The sequence below is a fragment of the Flavobacterium xizangense genome (assembly GCF_054075145.1).
Window position 1 is genome coordinate 775,168 of the sequence record NZ_JBSIPG010000002.1, and the last position, 18,346, is coordinate 793,513.

Below are 18,346 nucleotides of genomic sequence, written 5' to 3' on the forward strand. Positions count from 1 at the left end.
ATAAAGAGGAACTCTACTTTAAATATTTATTTTTACAATTAATAATAAACAAATAGTACATGACACACGCCTTAAATTTGGTTTGGAATCCTTCAGAAGGAATCGATTTAGGATTTTTTATGATTCGTTATTACAGTTTAATGTTCGTAATTGCTTTTGGCTTAGGATGGTACCTAATGAAAAAGATTTTCGAACGCGAAAATGAATCACTTGACAAACTGGATTCTTTATTTGTCTGGACAGTTCTTGCCACTTTAGCCGGCGCGCGTTTAGGACATGTTTTGTTTTATGACTGGGAATATTTTAGAAACCATTTGCTTGAAATATTTTTACCATTCCGTTTTGAGCCAAAATTTGAGTTCACAGGATTTCAAGGACTAGCAAGTCATGGCGCAGCAATTTCAATTATTGTTGCTATGTATTTTTACAGCAAAATGATTCTAAAACGTCCATTATTATGGATTTTAGATCGTGTGGTTATTCCAGTTGCCAGCGGTGCGATTTTTGTTCGTTTGGGAAACTTTTTCAATTCTGAGATTATTGGACACGAAACAACATCTGCTTTTGGTATTCGCTTTTTACATGATAAATTCAGTAAAGCAGAAGCTGTTAACGCAACTCAAATTGCCAATCCTAAAGAAGCTTATAATGCAATTGCACATGATCCAAAATTTGCTGATTTATTAGCTCAGGTTCCTGCAAAACATCCTACACAATTATATGAAGCTTTCTGCTACATTTTTGTATTTGCAGCTTTATATTTCTTATACTGGAAAACAAATGCAAGACTTAAATCAGGATACTTATTTGGATTGTTTTTAGTCCTTTTATTTGTTGTCCGTTTTATAGTTGAGTTTGTAAAAGAAAGTCAAGGCGGTTTTGAGAGCGAATTAGGCTATTTCTCAACAGGACAATGGCTAAGCATACCTTTTATCATAATTGGTCTTTTCTTTGTCATTAGAGCGCAAAGAAATCCATTAGCGACATCTTAATAAAGATCTTAAAAAATACAAAATCCCAATAATAATATTATTGGGATTTTTTTTTGCTCCAGAAATAAAAATTTCAAATTACAATCAGAATGCCAATCGTTTAAATCCATTTTCGATTTCTTCAATCTTATAAAATATTTAGAAGCAGAAACATATCATTTCGAAAGATCTGTTGTCCCGCTGTACACTATATCTTTTCCCTGTTAAAGAAACAGGAAAAAGGATACCGCTCCCATCGGGGCTAGGCTAGAAGTTTTTGTTTTCAAAAGATTTTACCCGAATTGCATTTAAGAATTAACCGGATATAATAATTCTAATTCCAGATTCTCCATTAAAAATTTGGCTTAAATAAAAAGTTCACCCTACAACTTTACTTCCATTGAAAATTAAAAAACTATTAATTAGGAACAAAAAAAAGATCCAGCTTTCACTGGATCTTTTTCTATTTTAAAACAAGGGTTAAATTATGCCTTGTTATGTTTGTCTTCAATTGTGTGCTTATCATCACTAGAAATTGTATCAACCAATACTGGCGTAGCAATAAATAATGAAGAGTAAGTTCCTACAACAATACCAATCAACATAGCGAAGATAAATCCTCTAATTGACTCTCCACCGAAGATAAACATTGTTAATAATACAATGATCATCATTAATGAAGTATTCAATGTTCTAGACAATGTAGTGTTGATAGAAGCATTTACGATATCTTCAAAACTTCCTTTACGGTTTCCAATAATAAACTCTCTAATTCTGTCAAATACAATTACAGTATCATTCATTGAGTAACCAATTACAGTAAGAATCGCGGCAATAAAGTGCTGATCCATTTCCATGTGGAAAGGCATAAATTTATAGCATAAAGAGTAAATTCCTAATACAAAGATTACGTCATGCGCAACAGCTGCAATTGCACCTAATGAATATTGCCATTTACGGAAAGAAACCATTAAGTATAAGAAAATAACTGCCATTGCACCAAGAACTGCCCAGTAAGAATTCGTTTTGATATCCTCAGAAATAGAAGCTCCCACTTTAGAAGCCTGCAATACTCCTACTCTTTTTCCATCAAAAGAGTTGATGAATTTATCGTAAGTTGTATTTGGGTAATATTTCTGTAAAGCTTTATATAATTTTTGGTTTACTTCTTCATCGACAGCAACACCATCTTCTTTAATTTTATATTTAGTAGTGATTTTCAATTGATCATCATCACCTAAAACTTTAGCTTCAACTGGCGTTCCGAAAGCTGCAGATAACTCATCTGAAACTACAGTTGCATCGATTGGTTTCTCAAATTTCACTTGGAAAGTTCTTCCTCCAACAAAATCAACACCCTCATCTAATCCATTAACGAAAAAGATAGAAATCAAACTCACTACAACTACGATTGAAGAGAAGATATAAGTGAATTTTTTGATTTTAATAAAGTCAAAATGGAAATTAGTAAACCAGTTTTTAGTGATATTAGTAGAGAAAGTCAAATCAGCTTTTCCAGCAATATTTCTGTCAATAAAAATTCTAGCAATAAAGATAGATGTAAACAATGACGTTACGATACCAATTAATAATGTCAATGCGAAACCTTTGATTGGTCCTGTTCCAAAAATAAACAAGATTGCTCCAGTTAAAACGTGTGTTACGTTTGCATCAATAATAGAACGCATTGCACCATGCCATCCATAAGAGGCTTGTACCGCCTCAGAAAGAGATTTTCCTTCACGTAACTCCTCCTTTGCTCTCTCGTAGATGATAATGTTCGCATCTACCGCTGTACCTAAAGTTAAAACGATACCTGCAATACCTGGCAATGTTAATACAAAACCAAAACTTGCCATAATTCCGAACAAGAACAGTAAATTTAATAATAAAGCAAGATTAGCGTACCATCCAGCTTTACCATAATAGAATACCATCCATAAACAAACTAATAAAAATCCAACAACAGATGAAATCGTTCCAGCATCAATTGCAGCCTGACCTAAAGATGGTCCTACAACAGTTGATTGAATAATATCTGCTGAAGCAGGTAATTTACCAGCATTTAATACGTTAGCTAAATCTTTAGTTTCAGCAACATCAAAAGAACCTGTAATTTCAGATCTTCCTCCAGCGATTGGTCCACTTGTAACTCCAGGAGCAGAATAAACGATATCATCTAAAACAATAGCGATATAACCTTTTTGAGAGAAAGCTCTTCCTGTCAATTCTTCCCAAACTTTAGCACCCTGGCTGTTCATTTGCATAGAAACAGCTGGTTTTCCTAACTGATCAAAAGTATCTTTTGCATCAGTTACAACACCACCGCTCATTGCAGGAACATTATCTCTGTTACCTTTTAAAGCATATAATTCTACTGCTTCAACTTCTTTTCCTTTAGCATCTTTTAAAGTAGTTGGTTTACTCCAAACAAATTTTGCATTGTGTTGGTCAGCAGCCAATAAAACTCTAATATCTGCTCTTTTAAAGTATGAATTAACTGTAGCAGTATCTTTTGGAGCAAAATATCCTAAAACTGGACCACCACCTTGACCAATCATTTTGTCAAATAATGGATTGTTTCCTTTTTTAGTATCAACAGAATCTTTAGCATCAGTTAATAAAGCATTCAATGAATCTTTAGCAACAGTTTTAGTTTCTGTTTTTTTGATTTCAGTTTTTTTCAAAGCCTCGTTAGAAGCTACTAAGAAGTTACCGATTTCTTCAATTTTGAAAGTTTCCCAAAACTCTAACTGAGCTTTTCCACCTAATAATTTTTTGATTCTATCAACATCTTTAGCCCCTGGAAGCTCAACTAAGATTCTTCCTGTTTCTCCTAATTTTTGAATATTCGGTTGTGTAACACCAAATTTGTCGATACGCTCTCTTAATACTTTATAAGCACTTTCTACAGACTCATCAACTTTTCTTTTAATAACTTTTTGAGCTTGCGCATCAGTCATTTGAAAATCAATTCCACCTTCTCCTTGTAAACTTCTGTTTGCAAAAATATCTGGCGAAGCCAATTTCACTGTTCCATTTGAATTTGCCTCAAAAGCTTCAAAGAATTTATTTAAATAAGTTTTATTTCCTTCTAAATTTGCAGTTGCATCAGCTAATGATTTATTAAAAACTGGGTTTTTAGAGTTGTTTGACAAACCTTTTAAAACATCTTTAATAGAAATCTGAAGAATCACGTTGATTCCCCCTTCTAAGTCAAGACCTTTATTTAGCTGCTTGTTTTTTACTTCATTGTAAGTAAAATCTGTAAAACCAAGATCAAACACCTTCTCTTTACCAATAGAATCTAAATATTTTAGCTCTTTATCAGGATTATCTCCTGCAAAAGCTTTAGCCTCACCTTTGACATTATTTGCCACAAAAGTGAATGAAAGTTGGTAAATACTTACCAATGCAAATAGAATTGCGAAAAATTTAATAAGTCCTTTATTCTGCATTATTACTAAAAATTAATTATGTTTTATTGTTTGTTTTTGGTTCTAAATTCCCTAAAAATAAGCCCTGACATGAGATTTTAAAACTAAAAAATCGAGATCACGAATTACAACATTTTTTTTAAACCGAGCAAATATATAATTCTCGAAATGATTAAGCAATTTATTTATTAATTAATCTCAAAAAAAAGACTGCAAAAGTGCAGCCTTTTCTTTTTTTTATTGTTTTTATTATACTAAAATCGACTTTAAAGCGTCATTCATGTTACGAACTGCATCTGCACTTTTCGCAAATAAAGCCTTTTCCTGATCATTTAAATTAATATCTACAATTTCCTCAATCCCGTTTTTACCAATTATACACGGTACTCCAATACAGATATCATTCTGTCCATACTCACCTTCTACAAAAACAGAGCAAGCAATCATTTTTTTCTGATCATTTAAAATACTATCGACTAAATAGGCAACAGAGGCTCCAGGAGCATACCAGGCAGAAGTTCCTAACAAACCAGTCAGCGTTGCACCACCCACCATTGTATCAGCTGCAACTTTCTGAAGCACTTCTTCTGAAAGAAATTGTGAAACCGGTATTCCATTATAAGATGCTAAACGCGTTAACGGAATCATAGTAGTATCACCATGACCTCCAACTACCATTGCTGAAATGTCATTTGCAGGTTTATCCAAAGCTAAAGAAAGATAAGTTCTGAAACGAGAACTATCTAAAGCTCCACCCATACCAATTATTCTATTTTTTGGTAATCCTGTAGCTTTTAAAGCCAAATACGTCATTGTATCCATTGGATTAGAAACAACAACAATTATAGTGTTAGGGGAATATTTCAATACATTTTCGGCAACTGTTTTTACAATTCCGGCATTAATCCCTATTAATTCTTCTCTTGTCATTCCTGGTTTTCTTGGAATTCCTGATGTAATTACTACTACATCACTTCCAGCAGTTTTAGAATAATCGTTGGTAACACCAGATACTTTGGTATTAAAACCTGTGTTTGTAGCACATTGCATAATATCCAATGCTTTACCTTCGGCAAAACCTTCTTTAATATCCAACAATACTACTTCGCTCGCAATTCCTCTATAAGAAATAACATCTGCACATGTAGCTCCAACATTTCCTGCTCCTACAATGGTAACTTTCATATTTTTTACTTTATCGGTTATTAATTATTTGTCTATCCTTAAAAAGACAATTCGTTTAATTGTCTAGTAAATTTAAACAATTAAACGAATTGGAATTATTAAATTTTTATTTTATGCATCAATATTTGCATAAACTGCATTTTTCTCGATAAATTCTCTACGAGGCGGTACTTCATCACCCATCAACATAGAGAAAACCTGATCAGCTTCTGCAAGACTATCGATATTTACCTGACGTAAAGTTCTGAAATTTGGATCCATTGTAGTTTCCCATAATTGCTCCGCGTTCATCTCTCCAAGACCTTTATAACGTTGAATATTGGCACTTCCACCCATTCTTTCGTTTGCCTGATCACGCTGAACATCATTCCATGCATATTCTTTTTTGTTTCCTTTCTTAACTAAATATAAAGGCGGTGCTGCAATGTATACGTGACCTTCTTCAATAAGTTCTTTCATGAAACGGAAGAAGAACGTTAATATTAAGGTAGAAATGTGGCTACCATCGACATCGGCATCACACATGATGATTACCTTGTGATATCTTAGTTTTTCAAGATTCAATGCCTTACTATCTTCTGCAGTACCAACTGTTACTCCTAAAGCTGTAAATATATTTCTTATCTCTTCGTTTTCGAATACTTTGTGGTGCATTGCTTTTTCAACGTTCAAGATTTTTCCACGCAAAGGCAAAATTGCTTGAAAGTTACGATCACGCCCTTGTTTTGCTGTTCCACCAGCCGAATCCCCCTCGACAAGATAAACCTCACATCTTGCCGGATCTTGTTCTGAACAATCAGATAATTTTCCTGGCAATCCGCCGCCGCCCATAACGGTTTTACGTTGCACCATTTCACGCGCTTTTTTCGCAGCATGACGTGCCTGAGCAGCTAATATTACTTTTTGGATAATTATTTTTGCATCATTTGGATTTTCTTCCAAATAATTTTCTAGCATTTCCCCAACTGCTTGAGAAACCGGAGAAACTACCTCTCTGTTTCCAAGTTTAGTTTTTGTCTGTCCTTCAAATTGAGGCTCAGCAACTTTTACAGAAATAATTGCTGTCAAACCTTCACGGAAATCGTCTCCGGAAATTTCGAACTTCAATTTATCCAACATTCCAGAAGCATCAGCATATTTTTTAAGCGTTCTCGTCAAACCACTTCTAAAACCTTGTAAATGTGTACCTCCTTCGTGTGTATTGATGTTATTTACATAAGAGAAAATATTCTCTGTATAACTTGTATTGTAAATCAAAGCAACCTCAACTGGAATTTCACCTTTTTCGTGATCCATGCTGATTACGTGAGAGATAATTGGCTCACGGTTTCCATCTAAGTAACGAATATATTCCTTAAGACCTTCATCTGAATGAAAAACTTCACTTTTGAATTCTCCTTTGTCATCAACTTCTCTTTTATCTGTGAATGTAATGGTGATTCCTTTATTCAAGAAAGAAAGCTCACGCATACGAGCAGACAAAGTATCATATGAAAACTCTGTAGTTTGTGTAAAGATTGTATTGTCAGGATAGAAAGTCTGACGTGTACCTCTTTTATCAGTTTCTCCGATTTGTTTTACCGGATATAATGATTTTCCTCTTTCGTATTCCTGCTCGTAGATTTTTCCGTCTCTGAAAACTGTCGATTTCATATGTACGGAAAGTGCGTTTACTACAGAAACCCCAACACCGTGAAGTCCTCCGGAAACTTTATACGAATCTTTATCAAATTTACCTCCGGCACCAATTTTAGTCATTACAACCTCAAGTGCTGAAACTCCTTCTTTTTTATGTAAATCAACCGGAATACCACGTCCGTTATCTTCAACTGTAATCGAACCGTCTTCATTAATTGCAACACCGATAGTATCACAATGTCCGCCCATCGCCTCATCAATAGAGTTATCAACAACTTCATAAACCAAATGATGTAGCCCTCGAACCCCTACATCTCCAATATACATCGACGGACGCATTCTTACGTGCTCCATTCCTTCTAATGCCTGAATACTATCTGCTGAATAATTGTTCTTCTTGATTTCTTCGCTCATATAATTTATTCTAAAAAATGTAATTATTGTCTAACACGCAAATATATAAAAACGCAAATTATATATCCGTTAAAATCCCATTTAAAGCGCTTAAGTTATTAACACTATTGTCTAAAAAATCAAAAAATCAACCCAAAAAGTCAATTTTAAATTCCAAATTCATAAATTCCAAATTCCAAAAATAATAATCGCATAAAAATTAAGAATGTGATTATAAATTTGAAATGTCAAAAATGTAAAAAATCGAAGTTTCAAATTTTATCAACACATAAAAAAACCGAAATACATTTGTAAGATGCATTTCGGTATTTATGATTTTAAAACTCCTTAAATTGGAATTTGAAATTTTCCTTTTTTCTTATTTCTTATTGAAATCTCCAGCATAAATTGAACTCATTTTATCAAGAGAAAGATATTTTTTCAAAACACTGTTTACTTCTTCCACTTTCAGTGCTTTTACTTTAGCCTCAAGTTGATCGTAATCTTCTAACGGAATTCCGTATTGAAGATATGTATTTGTCAAATCCATTAAAGTATAATCAGTTCCTAATCTTGTCTTTCTTTCGTTTTGCCAACTAACTAAATTTGATTTCAATTCTTCAGCTGTAAATCCGTCTTTTAGTGCTTTTGCAATTTCCTCTTTCGCTGCTGTTTCAACTGCATTTTTTTTCGTTGGATTCAAAAATGCATAATACGACCAAGCAGCAACATCGTTTGAAATTGGCACGTCAATAAAAGAACCCGCACCATAACTAATCCCTTCTTTTTCTCTCAATCGCATTGGAATTCTGGCACTCAAAAATCCACCGCTTCCCAACATTTCATTTGCCATAACAAAGGCAGGATAATCTGGACTTTTTCTATCCATTTTAAAACTGATTCTTCCTAGTGCAACAGCATTTTCTTTATCTGGAGTAATAATATCTTTATCTTCTTTTTGTGTATCAAAATAAGTTGGCTTAATAAGTTCATATTTTGATTTAGAATTCCATTTACCAAATGCATTCTCTAAAATATCTCCAGTAGTTTTTGCATCTAAATCTCCTACAACGCTTCCAAAACCATTATTTCCACCCAAAATATTTTTGTAGAAATCAACAATTTCTGGTTGTTTTATCTTTTTGAATGCGTCAATTTGCTCCTGAATGGTTGGTGTATAAAAAATACTTTCTTTTGAATATTTTGTAGTTTGTCTATTAATTTCAGTAAACGCAACAGCCTGAGGATCGTTTAAAGTAGACTCTAAATACGTGTTGTATTCACTGATTGTTTTTGTCAATTCATTTTCTGGAAAAGTAGAATTAGCCAACAAATCTCCCACAATTTCCATCACTTCTTTAAAGTTTTCTTTATAAGTACTGATGCTAACAGATAAAGTTTGTCTCGAAAAATTAAAATTAACAGATGATTTCAGTTTATCTAAGCGATCTTGAATTTGTTCTTTAGTTTGCGTTTTTGTTCCGGTTTTTAGCAATTGGGCAAGAATTCCAGCTACATCAGTTTTGCCTTCTAAATCTTTTTCGTTGCTGACTGGAAATTTAAAACTCGCATTAACTTTGCCTCCTTTGATTTCTTTTTTGATCAATCCGTATTTTATTCCGTTTGACAATTTTCCTTCAACAAAATTTTGCTTTAAATTTTTAATAGAAGCTTCAAACGGCGCAGCTTCTTTTTCTAAAGCTTTTCCTTTATAATCTTTAGTAAAAGCAATTAACTGCTCATCTGTATATTCATTTGGTTTTACTCTCACTTCATCTTTCGATGGAACAAATATACCAACTGTCCTATTATTTGCTTTAAAATATTTCTCGGCAACTCTTTGAATATCTTCTTTTGTCAACTTTTCAATTGCATCTCTATACAAAAACCCAAGTCTATAATCGCCAGCTCCAATAATTTCAGTCATGTTTATAGCATACGAAATTGTATTGTTTTTTACTGCATCAAGTTGTTTTATAATTTTTGCCTGAGCCCTGCTTACATCCTGATCTGTATATTTTGTTGTTGCAATTTTATCAAGTTCAGTTCTAACAATTTCTTTGGTTTCCTTTACATCTTTGTCGTTAGGAACCGAAACTCCGAAATAAATATAACCCGCATCTCTTACTGTGGGTTGCCAAAAATAAACATTAGATGCTTTTTGCGTTTCAATTAAGCTTTTATATAAGTAACCAGATGGATCAGCAGTCAGGATTTCGCCTAAAGCATCAATCGCTGCATAATCTTTATCTGCGTAAGACGCAGTATGATATACAGCACCTACATTTTTGCTGTCTCCGGCTCTTTTTAACTCTACATATTTCTCACCATCTTGCGCTGGTTCAATTGTATATGTTTTATCCAAAACTCTTTTTGGCTTTGGAATTGCACCAAAATACTGCCCAATGTACTGAAGTGCTTTTTGCTCGTCAAATTTACCAGCAACAATTACTGTCGCGTTGTCTGGCTGATAGTATTTTTCATAAAAAACTCGAAGCGTATTTGCTTTTACTCTTTCAATATCTTCCTTGCTTCCAATGGTACTATTTCCGTAATTATGCCACAGATAAGCTGTTGAAAGAATACGTTCCTGCAAAACGCCATCTGGATTATTTTCTCCTATTTCAAACTCATTTCTTACTACCGAAAATTCTTTATCAAGATCAGCCTGCAAAATAGTAGCATTTACCATTCTGTCAGCTTCCATTTCGATGCTCCATTTTAGATTTTCATCATTTGAAGGAAAAACTTCGTAGTAATTTGTTCGGTCCATCCAAGTAGTCCCGTTCGCATTTCCTCCTTTATCTGAAAGCATTTTTTTGATATCTCCTAGATTTTTAGTGCTTTTAAAAAGCATATGCTCCAGTAAATGCGCCATTCCTTTTTCACCATAACCTTCATTTCTAGAACCTACAATATAAACAATATTGACCACCATGTTGCTTTGAGAAGCATCAGGAATCAAAAGAACTTTTAATCCATTTTTTAAAGAATATTCTTTGACGCCTTCGACATTGGTAATAAATTTAGGGGTCTCTTTAGGCGCCACCGATTTTTGTGCATAAACTGAGCTCATGGAAATTAATGAGCAGCATAAAATTCCGCTTAGTAATAGGTTTCTCATAGGTTGTTAAATGGTTTGAATTTATATTATTCTTGGTAACCAAATATAATATTTTTCTTAAACACAAAATCCTTATTAACTTACTTTTAATATTTTACGACATTCCGTAAAACAGTATAATGGAGAATAAAAAAAAACCGAAACTACATTTGAAATACAGTTTCAGTTTTTATAATTTATAATTCTTAAAAACTTTCTTTTAAATTGAAATTTAAGATTTTAAAAGCTCCACTCCAGGAACTTTTATGTGTGCAGCATTAGCTCTTCCACTCGGATCAAGATTATCCTGCCATTTCGGAATCCATTTACGTACAGTTTGTGCCGCACTTACCTGTGGATAGTATTTGTGAAAAATTGATCTGTACAAATAAGCTTCTTTTGTTGTTGGAGAATTGTATGGAAATTCTGCACTTGCACCAGCCAGCTGTTCATCTGTTACTTGTGAAGTACAATATTCAATCAATTCATCAACCCATTTATAACCAACTCCGTCTGAAAACTGTTCTTTTTGACGCCATAAAACCTCGGCAGGCAAATAAGGATCTTCGGGAGTATCAAATGCTTTTCTTAAAATATATTTTTCGATGCCATCATATGTTTTTGGCTGTTTCTCTTCTGGTTTTATTCGGATTGCAACATCTAAAAATGCAGTATCTAAGAATGGAACTCTGGCCTCTAAACCATGCGCCATTGTTGTTTTATCAACACGTAATAAATCTGCAGTAAACAGTTTTTGCACTCTTTCAATAGTCTCATCCTGAAATGCCTCTGTTGATGGTGCATTTCTAAAATATAAATGTCCACCAAAAATTTCATCGGCACCTTCACCAGAAAGAAGAACTTTTATTCCGGCATCAGCAATCGCTTTTGATAAAATGTACATCGGCACACCAGATCTTACTGAAATAATATCATACGTTTCAATATGATAAATTACTTTTTCTAAAACCTTAACACCTTCTTCAACCGAAAAGTGAATTTCATGATGTTCTGTTCCTAAAAACTCAGCAGCTTTTCTTGCTGCGATATTATCAGGCGCATCAGTATTTAAACCAATAGAAAATGTATGAAGTTTTTGCCCTTTTTCTTTTAAAAGTCTTGAAGTAATAGCCGAAATCAAAGAAGTATCCAAACCTCCTGACATCACAACTCCTAAAGGAACATTGCTTAGCAAACGTTTACGTGTAGCTTCAATCAAACTTTCGCGGATTAAGCCTAAATCTAAACTCTCAATTGCTTTTTTATGATCCTCACATTCTGGCTGGTAATATTTTACAAAACCAGTTTTTGCTGTATAATAATGCCCTGGAGGAAAAGTTGAAAATGACTTGCACTGATCTGCAATTGATTTCATTTCAGAAGAAAAATAAATTCTTCCTCTTTCATCCAGACCATAATACAATGGTTTCACTCCGATAGGATCTCTACCTGCGATATAATCGTCTCCATCGATTACTACGAAAGCAAAATCGCCATCCAATTTATTACAAAAGTTATAGCCAAATTCTTCGTACAAATGAACAATTACCTCCGAATCTGAATTGGTTCTAAATGCGTGATCTTTTAAGACAGTGCTTTTTAATTCCTCATAATTATAAATTTCACCATCATGAATTACCCATGCTCTATTTGTTCCTTGAATAGGCTGTTTACCAGTATTTAAGTCAACAATTGATAAACTTTCGTGGCAAAGCACACTTCCGTTATCCATGATATGTACATCACTCTCATCAGGTCCGCGATGTGACATTCTTGCGGAAAGCTCTTGTACAAGTTTTGGGTCTTTTCCTTTACCTATAACGGCCAATAATCCAGACATATTCTAATTTTTTTTTACTTATTATTTTCTTCAAACTCACTATGAAGCCAATTAGCTGCAAAAACGATTATACTTTATAATCTGTAGCAAAACTAAATATTATTTTCTGTTTTTCCTTTTTATTCTAATTATAATATCAGGCATTTAACTTTATTTAGAAAAAAAAGCCAATTATAAAAAGATAGACAAACAATCTTAAAAAATCATTTGCAACTAACTGAAATACTACAATTTAATAATTTAAGACAAGAAAAACGTTCTCAATTCAGAGAACGTTTTTCGAAAAAAATATATACTAATTCTAAAATTAAACTTGTTTATGCTTTAACATAAGCATCGTCGTGAACACTTGCTACCGCTCTACCAGATGGATCGTTCATGTTTTTAAAGGCTTCATCCCATTCTAAAGCGATTTTTGTACTACACGCAACACTTGCTTCCTGAGGCACACATAACGCTGCAGCATCGCTTGGGAAATGTTCTGTAAAAATTGAACGATAGTAATATTCTTCTTTTGAAGTTGGTGTCTGCAATGGAAATTTGTATTTCGCGTTTGCTAATTGCTCATCCGAAACTTCTCTTGCTACAACTTCTTTTAAAGTATCAATCCAGCTGTATCCTACTCCATCAGAAAATTGTTCTTTTTGTCTCCATGCTACACTTTCTGGAAGCATATCTTCAAAAGCTTTACGAACAACCCATTTTTCCATAGGATGTTCTTTGTTGATCATTTTATCCTGAGGATTGATACGCATGGCAACATCCATAAATTCTTTATCTAAAAAAGGAACACGACCTTCAATTCCCCAAGCAGCCAAACTTTTGTTAGCACGTAAACAGTCGTACATATGAAGCTTGCTTAATTTACGAACGTTTTCTTCGTGGAATTCTCTCGCATTTGGTGCTTTGTGGAAATATAAATATCCTCCGAATAACTCATCTGCTCCTTCACCAGACAGCACCATTTTGATTCCCATCGACTTGATAACTCTCGCCATTAACCACATTGGAGTTGAAGCTCTAACCGTAGTTACGTCATAAGTTTCTAAGTTGTAAATTACATCACGAACGGCGTCTAAACCTTCTTGAATCGTGAATTTAATTTCGTGGTGAATTGTCCCAATGTGATCTGCTACTTTTCTTGCAGCCGCTAAATCTGGAGAACCTTCCAATCCAACTGAAAATGAGTGCAATTGCGGATACCAAGCTTCTGTTGTATCATCAGACTCGATTCTGTTTTTTGCATATTTTTTGGCAACAGCCGAAGTAATAGACGAATCTAAACCTCCAGAAAGTAAAACTCCGTAAGGAACGTCACTCATTAACTGTCTGTGAACCGCAGCTTCTAGCGCTTTTTTGATTTCAGGAATACTTGTTTCGTTGTCTTTTACTGCATCATATTCTGTCCAGTCTCTTTTGTACCATTGTACAAATTCACCGTCTTTGCTTGATAAATAATGTCCTGGAGGGAACAATTCAATTTTTGTACAATATCCTTCTAAAGCTTTCAACTCTGATGCCACATAAAATGTTCCGTGTTGATCCCATCCAATGTATAATGGAATAATTCCCATGTGGTCACGAGCAACAAAATACTCATCTTTATCAACATCATAAATTGCAAATCCGAAGATTCCGTTCATTTCATCAACAAAATGAGGTCCTTTTTCTTTATAGAGCGCCAAAATAACTTCGCAATCACTTTCTGTTTGAAACTTGTATTTTCCTTCAAATTGCTTACGAAGATCTCTGTGATTGTAAATTTCACCATTTGCAGCCAAGACCAATTTTTTATCCTCTGTAAATAAAGGTTGTTTTCCTGAAGCTGGATCTACAATCGCCAAACGCTCATGCGAAAGAATTGCTTTATCATTACTGTAAATTCCGCTCCAATCTGGTCCGCGGTGACGAATGATTTTAGACATTTCTAATACTTGAGGTCTTAAAGTTTCAGCTTTTTGTTTTAGATCAAAGGCACATACAATTCCGCACATAATTCTATATTTTTATTTTGTAAATTTTAATTTGATAAGGCAAAGATGCGGTAATGGTTATAATTGAAAAACACAAATAGTTGTTTCAGTTATAATTTTAAACCACAAATTAAATTTTACATACAAAATGTAAAATTTTAACACTAAAAAATGGTTTGAACTTGAAAATTTTAATTTTGAGGACAAAATTTGAGTAAAAGTCAAGGTTTTTCAGAAATCCTTGCATTAAATTTTAAGATATTCAAATAACACTAAACAATTCACAAACAGAATAGGCAAAGCTGTTCAGAAATTATTTTATGTTCAATCTTGTCATTTCGACCGACGGGAGAAATCACACTAGAAACTCGACAAAGATTAGTGATTTCTCCCTTCGGTCGAAATGAAAAACCTTCATGATTAATTTAATTACTCAACGCTTTGAATCGTATAATGCGTCTTATTGATCTCAAACTGAAATCCAACTTTATTTCCCATTAAATGATTACCTAATGGAGATTGCGGAGAAAGTGCAATAACATTAATTCCGTCAATTTCAATTTTTGGAAGTGCCACACTTACGTATAAATAGATTCCGTTTGCTTTTACCAAACTCCCCGAAATAATATTTTCTGTAGTTTTTGAAGAATCAATTTTATCTAAAATCGCTTTTTGAGCAATAGCTTCTTTCAGTTTGTTGGTCAATTTTTCCTGTTCGATGTGCATCATCGACAAAGCCGTTTCGTGCTTATCGCCGGCAGAACCTTTGGCATCGTTTTTTGAATCTTCGGTCAAGCCAGAAATCATGTCTTTAAAAACATCAATTCGGTCCTGGACCATTTGCAGATAATGGGAATATATTTTTTCTTTAAAAGTCATTTTTTTAAGCTACTAAGATTCTAAGTTGCAAAGATGCTAAGGTTTTTCTTTATATAAAAAAATTAGCCATGAAATCACGAATTTACTCCAAAAAACTCATGAAATCATGGCTAAAAAAGACGCAATTTAAAGTGTATTTTGCGCCTAAGTGCCTTTACGGCAAAACCTTTCTAAAAATCAAATTTGTAATTTCCTCCAACTAAAACCTGGAATCCCTGAACAGGATAATTCAGCCATTTTTCATAAGCCTGATTTCCAATATTGTTTAGTTTTAAGAAGAAAGTCAAACGTTCATTGTATTTGTATCCTAAATGAGCATTAGCATCAAAATAGCTTTTTAAAGTTATCACAGATGGCTCAACTCCGAAATCCAGATTCGTTTGCATATCTTTTCGGTCTCCAACAAAAAATACATTCAAGCCTGCGTACCATTGTTTGGTAATATTGACATCAAGATTTGAACTTAATTTCATTGATGGCAAATTCCAAGCTTCTAAACCGTCCGTTTTGTAACTATTGAAAGTACCGTTAATTCCAAAAGAAACACTTTGAGAAAAATCAGCTTTTAACTCTCCGTAGAAACGGAAAGTTCTCACATCATCATAAACTACATTAAAAGAGTTTCCGAAAGCATAATTTTGGTTTGAAAAATCTTCTGTATAATCCTGGCTTTTAAACAACGCTTTGTCTTTTTCATTCAAATATGAACCTGTCAAATTATAACTGACATTGTTGGCCAATTTTCCCTTTAAACCAGCAAAAACTGTATATTGATTGCTTGATGGTCTCATATTTAAAGTTGGCGACAAAAATGGATTTTCCGTTACATAATCAGCATATGAGTTTTGATTTAAGCTTCCGTTTACCCCGGTATAGAAAATCATTAAATCACCTACCAATTTATAAGAAGCATTTACTTTTGGATAGATAAAAAATTTGTTTCCGCTATTTTCCGAATCTAAACCATAAAACAATCCAGCTCCTAATTCTAAAGTCCATTCGTTTTCATGAATTACAAAACTTGGCTCAATTCCAAAATTGGTCAAACTGTATTTTAAAGGTTCCGTATTATCTCTCGCATAATTATGTTCGAAAGAACCGCTAACATGATCAATAATAACATTTGTGGTAATGGCCTGATCCATTACATCAACTTTGAAAGTTGGTTTTAGATAAAAGCGATTTTCTGAAGAAGAAAAACTATCTGAAAAATGCGTAAATCGAGTTGCGATTTTACTGAAAATTCCTTCTGTAAATTCAGCATTTCCGCCAAGTGAAATCGTATTGTAGGAATGATTTGGGTTAATACCTCTAATCAAATCTTCCTGTGTTTGTGGCGGCAAAGTCATTCCGAAATCCGTTGGAAGTCCGTACCAGTTATAAACTTGATTTTGATATCCTAAATCAATTCCCCAAGACATATCACGATTGATAACCCCATAACCAACATTTAAGGCTGTGTCGTAAAATTCATCATTCAGATTTACATCTTTTATACCGCCTTGCGAAGAATGATGACGAAGCATTCCAGCCACGTAATCATTATTTCCTAAATCTTGAGTTACAAACAATTCAGCATTTAAAGTCCCGTAATTACCAACTCCAACAGTTGCATAATTATTAAACAATCTTTCTTTTTTAGATTTGTCTACTGCTTGCGCATTTCCTTTTGAAGGCGTAAAAGTCGAAGCAACCGGAACCGACAAAATACTATACTTGATAGTTTCTTTCGGTTGATTTCCTGTATCGTCAAGCGAAGGCGTTTCTTTTACTTTGAACGCATCAGATATAGTTGGTGAATAAGGTTTTACCACATTAACCGTTTCAGATCCGATATTTTCATTTTTCTTCTGCGAAAACGAAAGCTGACAAACAAGCAACACTAGTAAAACGACAATTTTATTTCGGCAGTTAATTTTCATATTTCTTTATTTTTTAGAGAAAAGAAGCTAGAATAAAGAAGAAAGACTTTCTTCCTATTTCTATTTTTCTCTATCTTTTTTATTCTTATTTCTAATATCTTGGCTCTTTACTCTTTACTCTATTTTCTATTTTCAAATCTAAGCTTCCCACTCACCTTTTGCAATAAATTGCGCTTTTCCTCCAATCTTTATATCAAACTGATCATCCGATAACTTTCCTTTGAAATATATTTGAGACGGACGTCCTATATAATCTCCCTGATAATTGATTAATTCAAATTCAGGTTTGTGGTATTTCAACAGAAAAGCCTGAAGACAAGTACTTGCACTTCCTGTAGCGGCATCTTCTACCAATTGATTATGCTCAACGCATAACATTCTGCTAAACAGTTTTGAGCCTTCTAAATAATAAAAATACAAGCCTCTGTGATCGGTTTTGCAATTATTCTTAAGCCATTTATCGGTTTTATCTTTATCTAAAACCAAATTTTCAAGTGCTCTTTTGCTGCTTAATCCAACCATTACAAAAGCACTTCCGGTTGTCACTTCCTGAATTGGAAATTGATTTTCGAAATCGCTTATTTGCAGATTGCTGAATGATGTTAAATCTTCTTTTGAAAAAATATCCCAGAATTTCGGCTGAGCTGCTTTCAACCAAATCAACTCATCTGATTTATGAATCGCAATTGGTCCAATCGGAACTTCTAGTTTAATTTCGTCAGTCGAATTATCAAAAACCTTATTCATCAAAACCCAAGAAGTTCCAATTATTGGATGACCCGCAAACTGCATTTCATGAGCCGGAGTAAATATCCTAATCTCAGCTTTATTATTTTCTCTGTCCAATTTGGTCACAAATGTGCTTTCGGCAAAATTAATTTCGCGTGCCATTTGTTGCATTTCTGCCGAACTTAAATTTCCTGCATCTAAAAAAACCGCCAATTGATTTCCGGCATATTTTTTATCAGCAAAAACATCAACTATATAAAAAGGTAAACTCATTTC

Annotated in this window: 10 protein-coding genes; 1 reads left to right on the plus strand and 9 read right to left on the minus strand. The window is 33.6% G+C overall.

The features are described from left to right. Positions 1-59 precede the first annotated feature (59 nt). Positions 60-992, plus strand: a complete 933-nt coding sequence (gene lgt / locus ACWA1B_RS08995; RefSeq protein WP_456906079.1) for a prolipoprotein diacylglyceryl transferase — start codon at positions 60-62, stop codon at positions 990-992. A gap of 464 nt (positions 993-1,456) precedes the next feature. On the opposite strand, the gene secDF is transcribed toward lgt, so the two are convergent. The 9 genes from secDF to ACWA1B_RS09040 all read right to left on the minus strand — a co-directional run bounded on the left by secDF (position 1,457) and on the right by ACWA1B_RS09040 (position 18,343). After that, a complete protein-coding gene (gene secDF / locus ACWA1B_RS09000) occupies positions 1,457-4,429 on the minus strand; it encodes a protein translocase subunit SecDF (protein ID WP_456906081.1) in 2,973 nt (990 codons plus the stop codon). Between the two features lie 228 nt (positions 4,430-4,657). Then, on the minus strand, positions 4,658-5,593 hold the full coding sequence (gene mdh, locus ACWA1B_RS09005; protein ID WP_456906083.1) for a malate dehydrogenase: 936 nt from the start codon (positions 5,591-5,593) through the stop codon (positions 4,658-4,660). Positions 5,594-5,704: 111 nt separating this feature from the next. Then, entirely contained in the window at positions 5,705-7,645 is a 1,941-nt protein-coding gene (gene gyrB / locus ACWA1B_RS09010; protein WP_426485956.1) for a DNA topoisomerase (ATP-hydrolyzing) subunit B, read from the minus strand. 358 nt (positions 7,646-8,003) lie between these two features. Beyond that, positions 8,004-10,748, minus strand: coding sequence for a M16 family metallopeptidase (locus ACWA1B_RS09015; RefSeq protein ID WP_456906085.1), 2,745 nt, complete (start codon positions 10,746-10,748; stop codon positions 8,004-8,006). A gap of 211 nt (positions 10,749-10,959) precedes the next feature. Beyond that, positions 10,960-12,567: an asparagine synthase B gene (asnB, locus tag ACWA1B_RS09020; RefSeq protein WP_456906087.1), complete on the minus strand. Its 1,608-nt coding sequence runs from the start codon at positions 12,565-12,567 to the stop codon at positions 10,960-10,962. Positions 12,568-12,884: 317 nt separating this feature from the next. Further along, a complete protein-coding gene (asnB, locus tag ACWA1B_RS09025) occupies positions 12,885-14,561 on the minus strand; it encodes an asparagine synthase B (RefSeq protein ID WP_456906089.1) in 1,677 nt (558 codons plus the stop codon). A gap of 408 nt (positions 14,562-14,969) precedes the next feature. Then, positions 14,970-15,419 carry a hypothetical protein gene (locus tag ACWA1B_RS09030; protein WP_456906091.1) on the minus strand — a complete coding sequence of 150 codons (450 nt, stop codon included), beginning with the start codon at positions 15,417-15,419 and terminating at the stop codon, positions 14,970-14,972. 170 nt (positions 15,420-15,589) lie between these two features. Beyond that, positions 15,590-17,341, minus strand: coding sequence for a TonB-dependent receptor (locus ACWA1B_RS09035; protein WP_456906093.1), 1,752 nt, complete (start codon positions 17,339-17,341; stop codon positions 15,590-15,592). 138 nt (positions 17,342-17,479) lie between these two features. Then, positions 17,480-18,343, minus strand: coding sequence for a PhzF family phenazine biosynthesis protein (locus tag ACWA1B_RS09040; RefSeq protein ID WP_456906095.1), 864 nt, complete (start codon positions 18,341-18,343; stop codon positions 17,480-17,482). Positions 18,344-18,346 lie beyond the last annotated feature (3 nt).

Bases quoted from the DNA above. Each gene is read 5' to 3' on its own strand.
- ACWA1B_RS09015 (WP_456906085.1), bottom strand. From the start codon at position 10,748: ATGAGAAACCTATTACTAAGCGGAATTTTATGCTGCTCATTAATTTCC.
- ACWA1B_RS09040 (WP_456906095.1), bottom strand. From the start codon at position 18,343: ATGAGTTTACCTTTTTATATAGTTGATGTTTTTGCTGATAAAAAATAT.
- ACWA1B_RS09030 (WP_456906091.1), bottom strand. From the start codon at position 15,419: ATGACTTTTAAAGAAAAAATATATTCCCATTATCTGCAAATGGTCCAG.
- ACWA1B_RS09035 (WP_456906093.1), bottom strand. From the start codon at position 17,341: ATGAAAATTAACTGCCGAAATAAAATTGTCGTTTTACTAGTGTTGCTT.
- mdh (WP_456906083.1), bottom strand. From the start codon at position 5,593: ATGAAAGTTACCATTGTAGGAGCAGGAAATGTTGGAGCTACATGTGCA.
- gyrB (WP_426485956.1), bottom strand. From the start codon at position 7,645: ATGAGCGAAGAAATCAAGAAGAACAATTATTCAGCAGATAGTATTCAG.
- lgt (WP_456906079.1), top strand. From the start codon at position 60: ATGACACACGCCTTAAATTTGGTTTGGAATCCTTCAGAAGGAATCGAT.
- secDF (WP_456906081.1), bottom strand. From the start codon at position 4,429: ATGCAGAATAAAGGACTTATTAAATTTTTCGCAATTCTATTTGCATTG.
- asnB (WP_456906089.1), bottom strand. From the start codon at position 14,561: ATGTGCGGAATTGTATGTGCCTTTGATCTAAAACAAAAAGCTGAAACT.
- asnB (WP_456906087.1), bottom strand. From the start codon at position 12,567: ATGTCTGGATTATTGGCCGTTATAGGTAAAGGAAAAGACCCAAAACTT.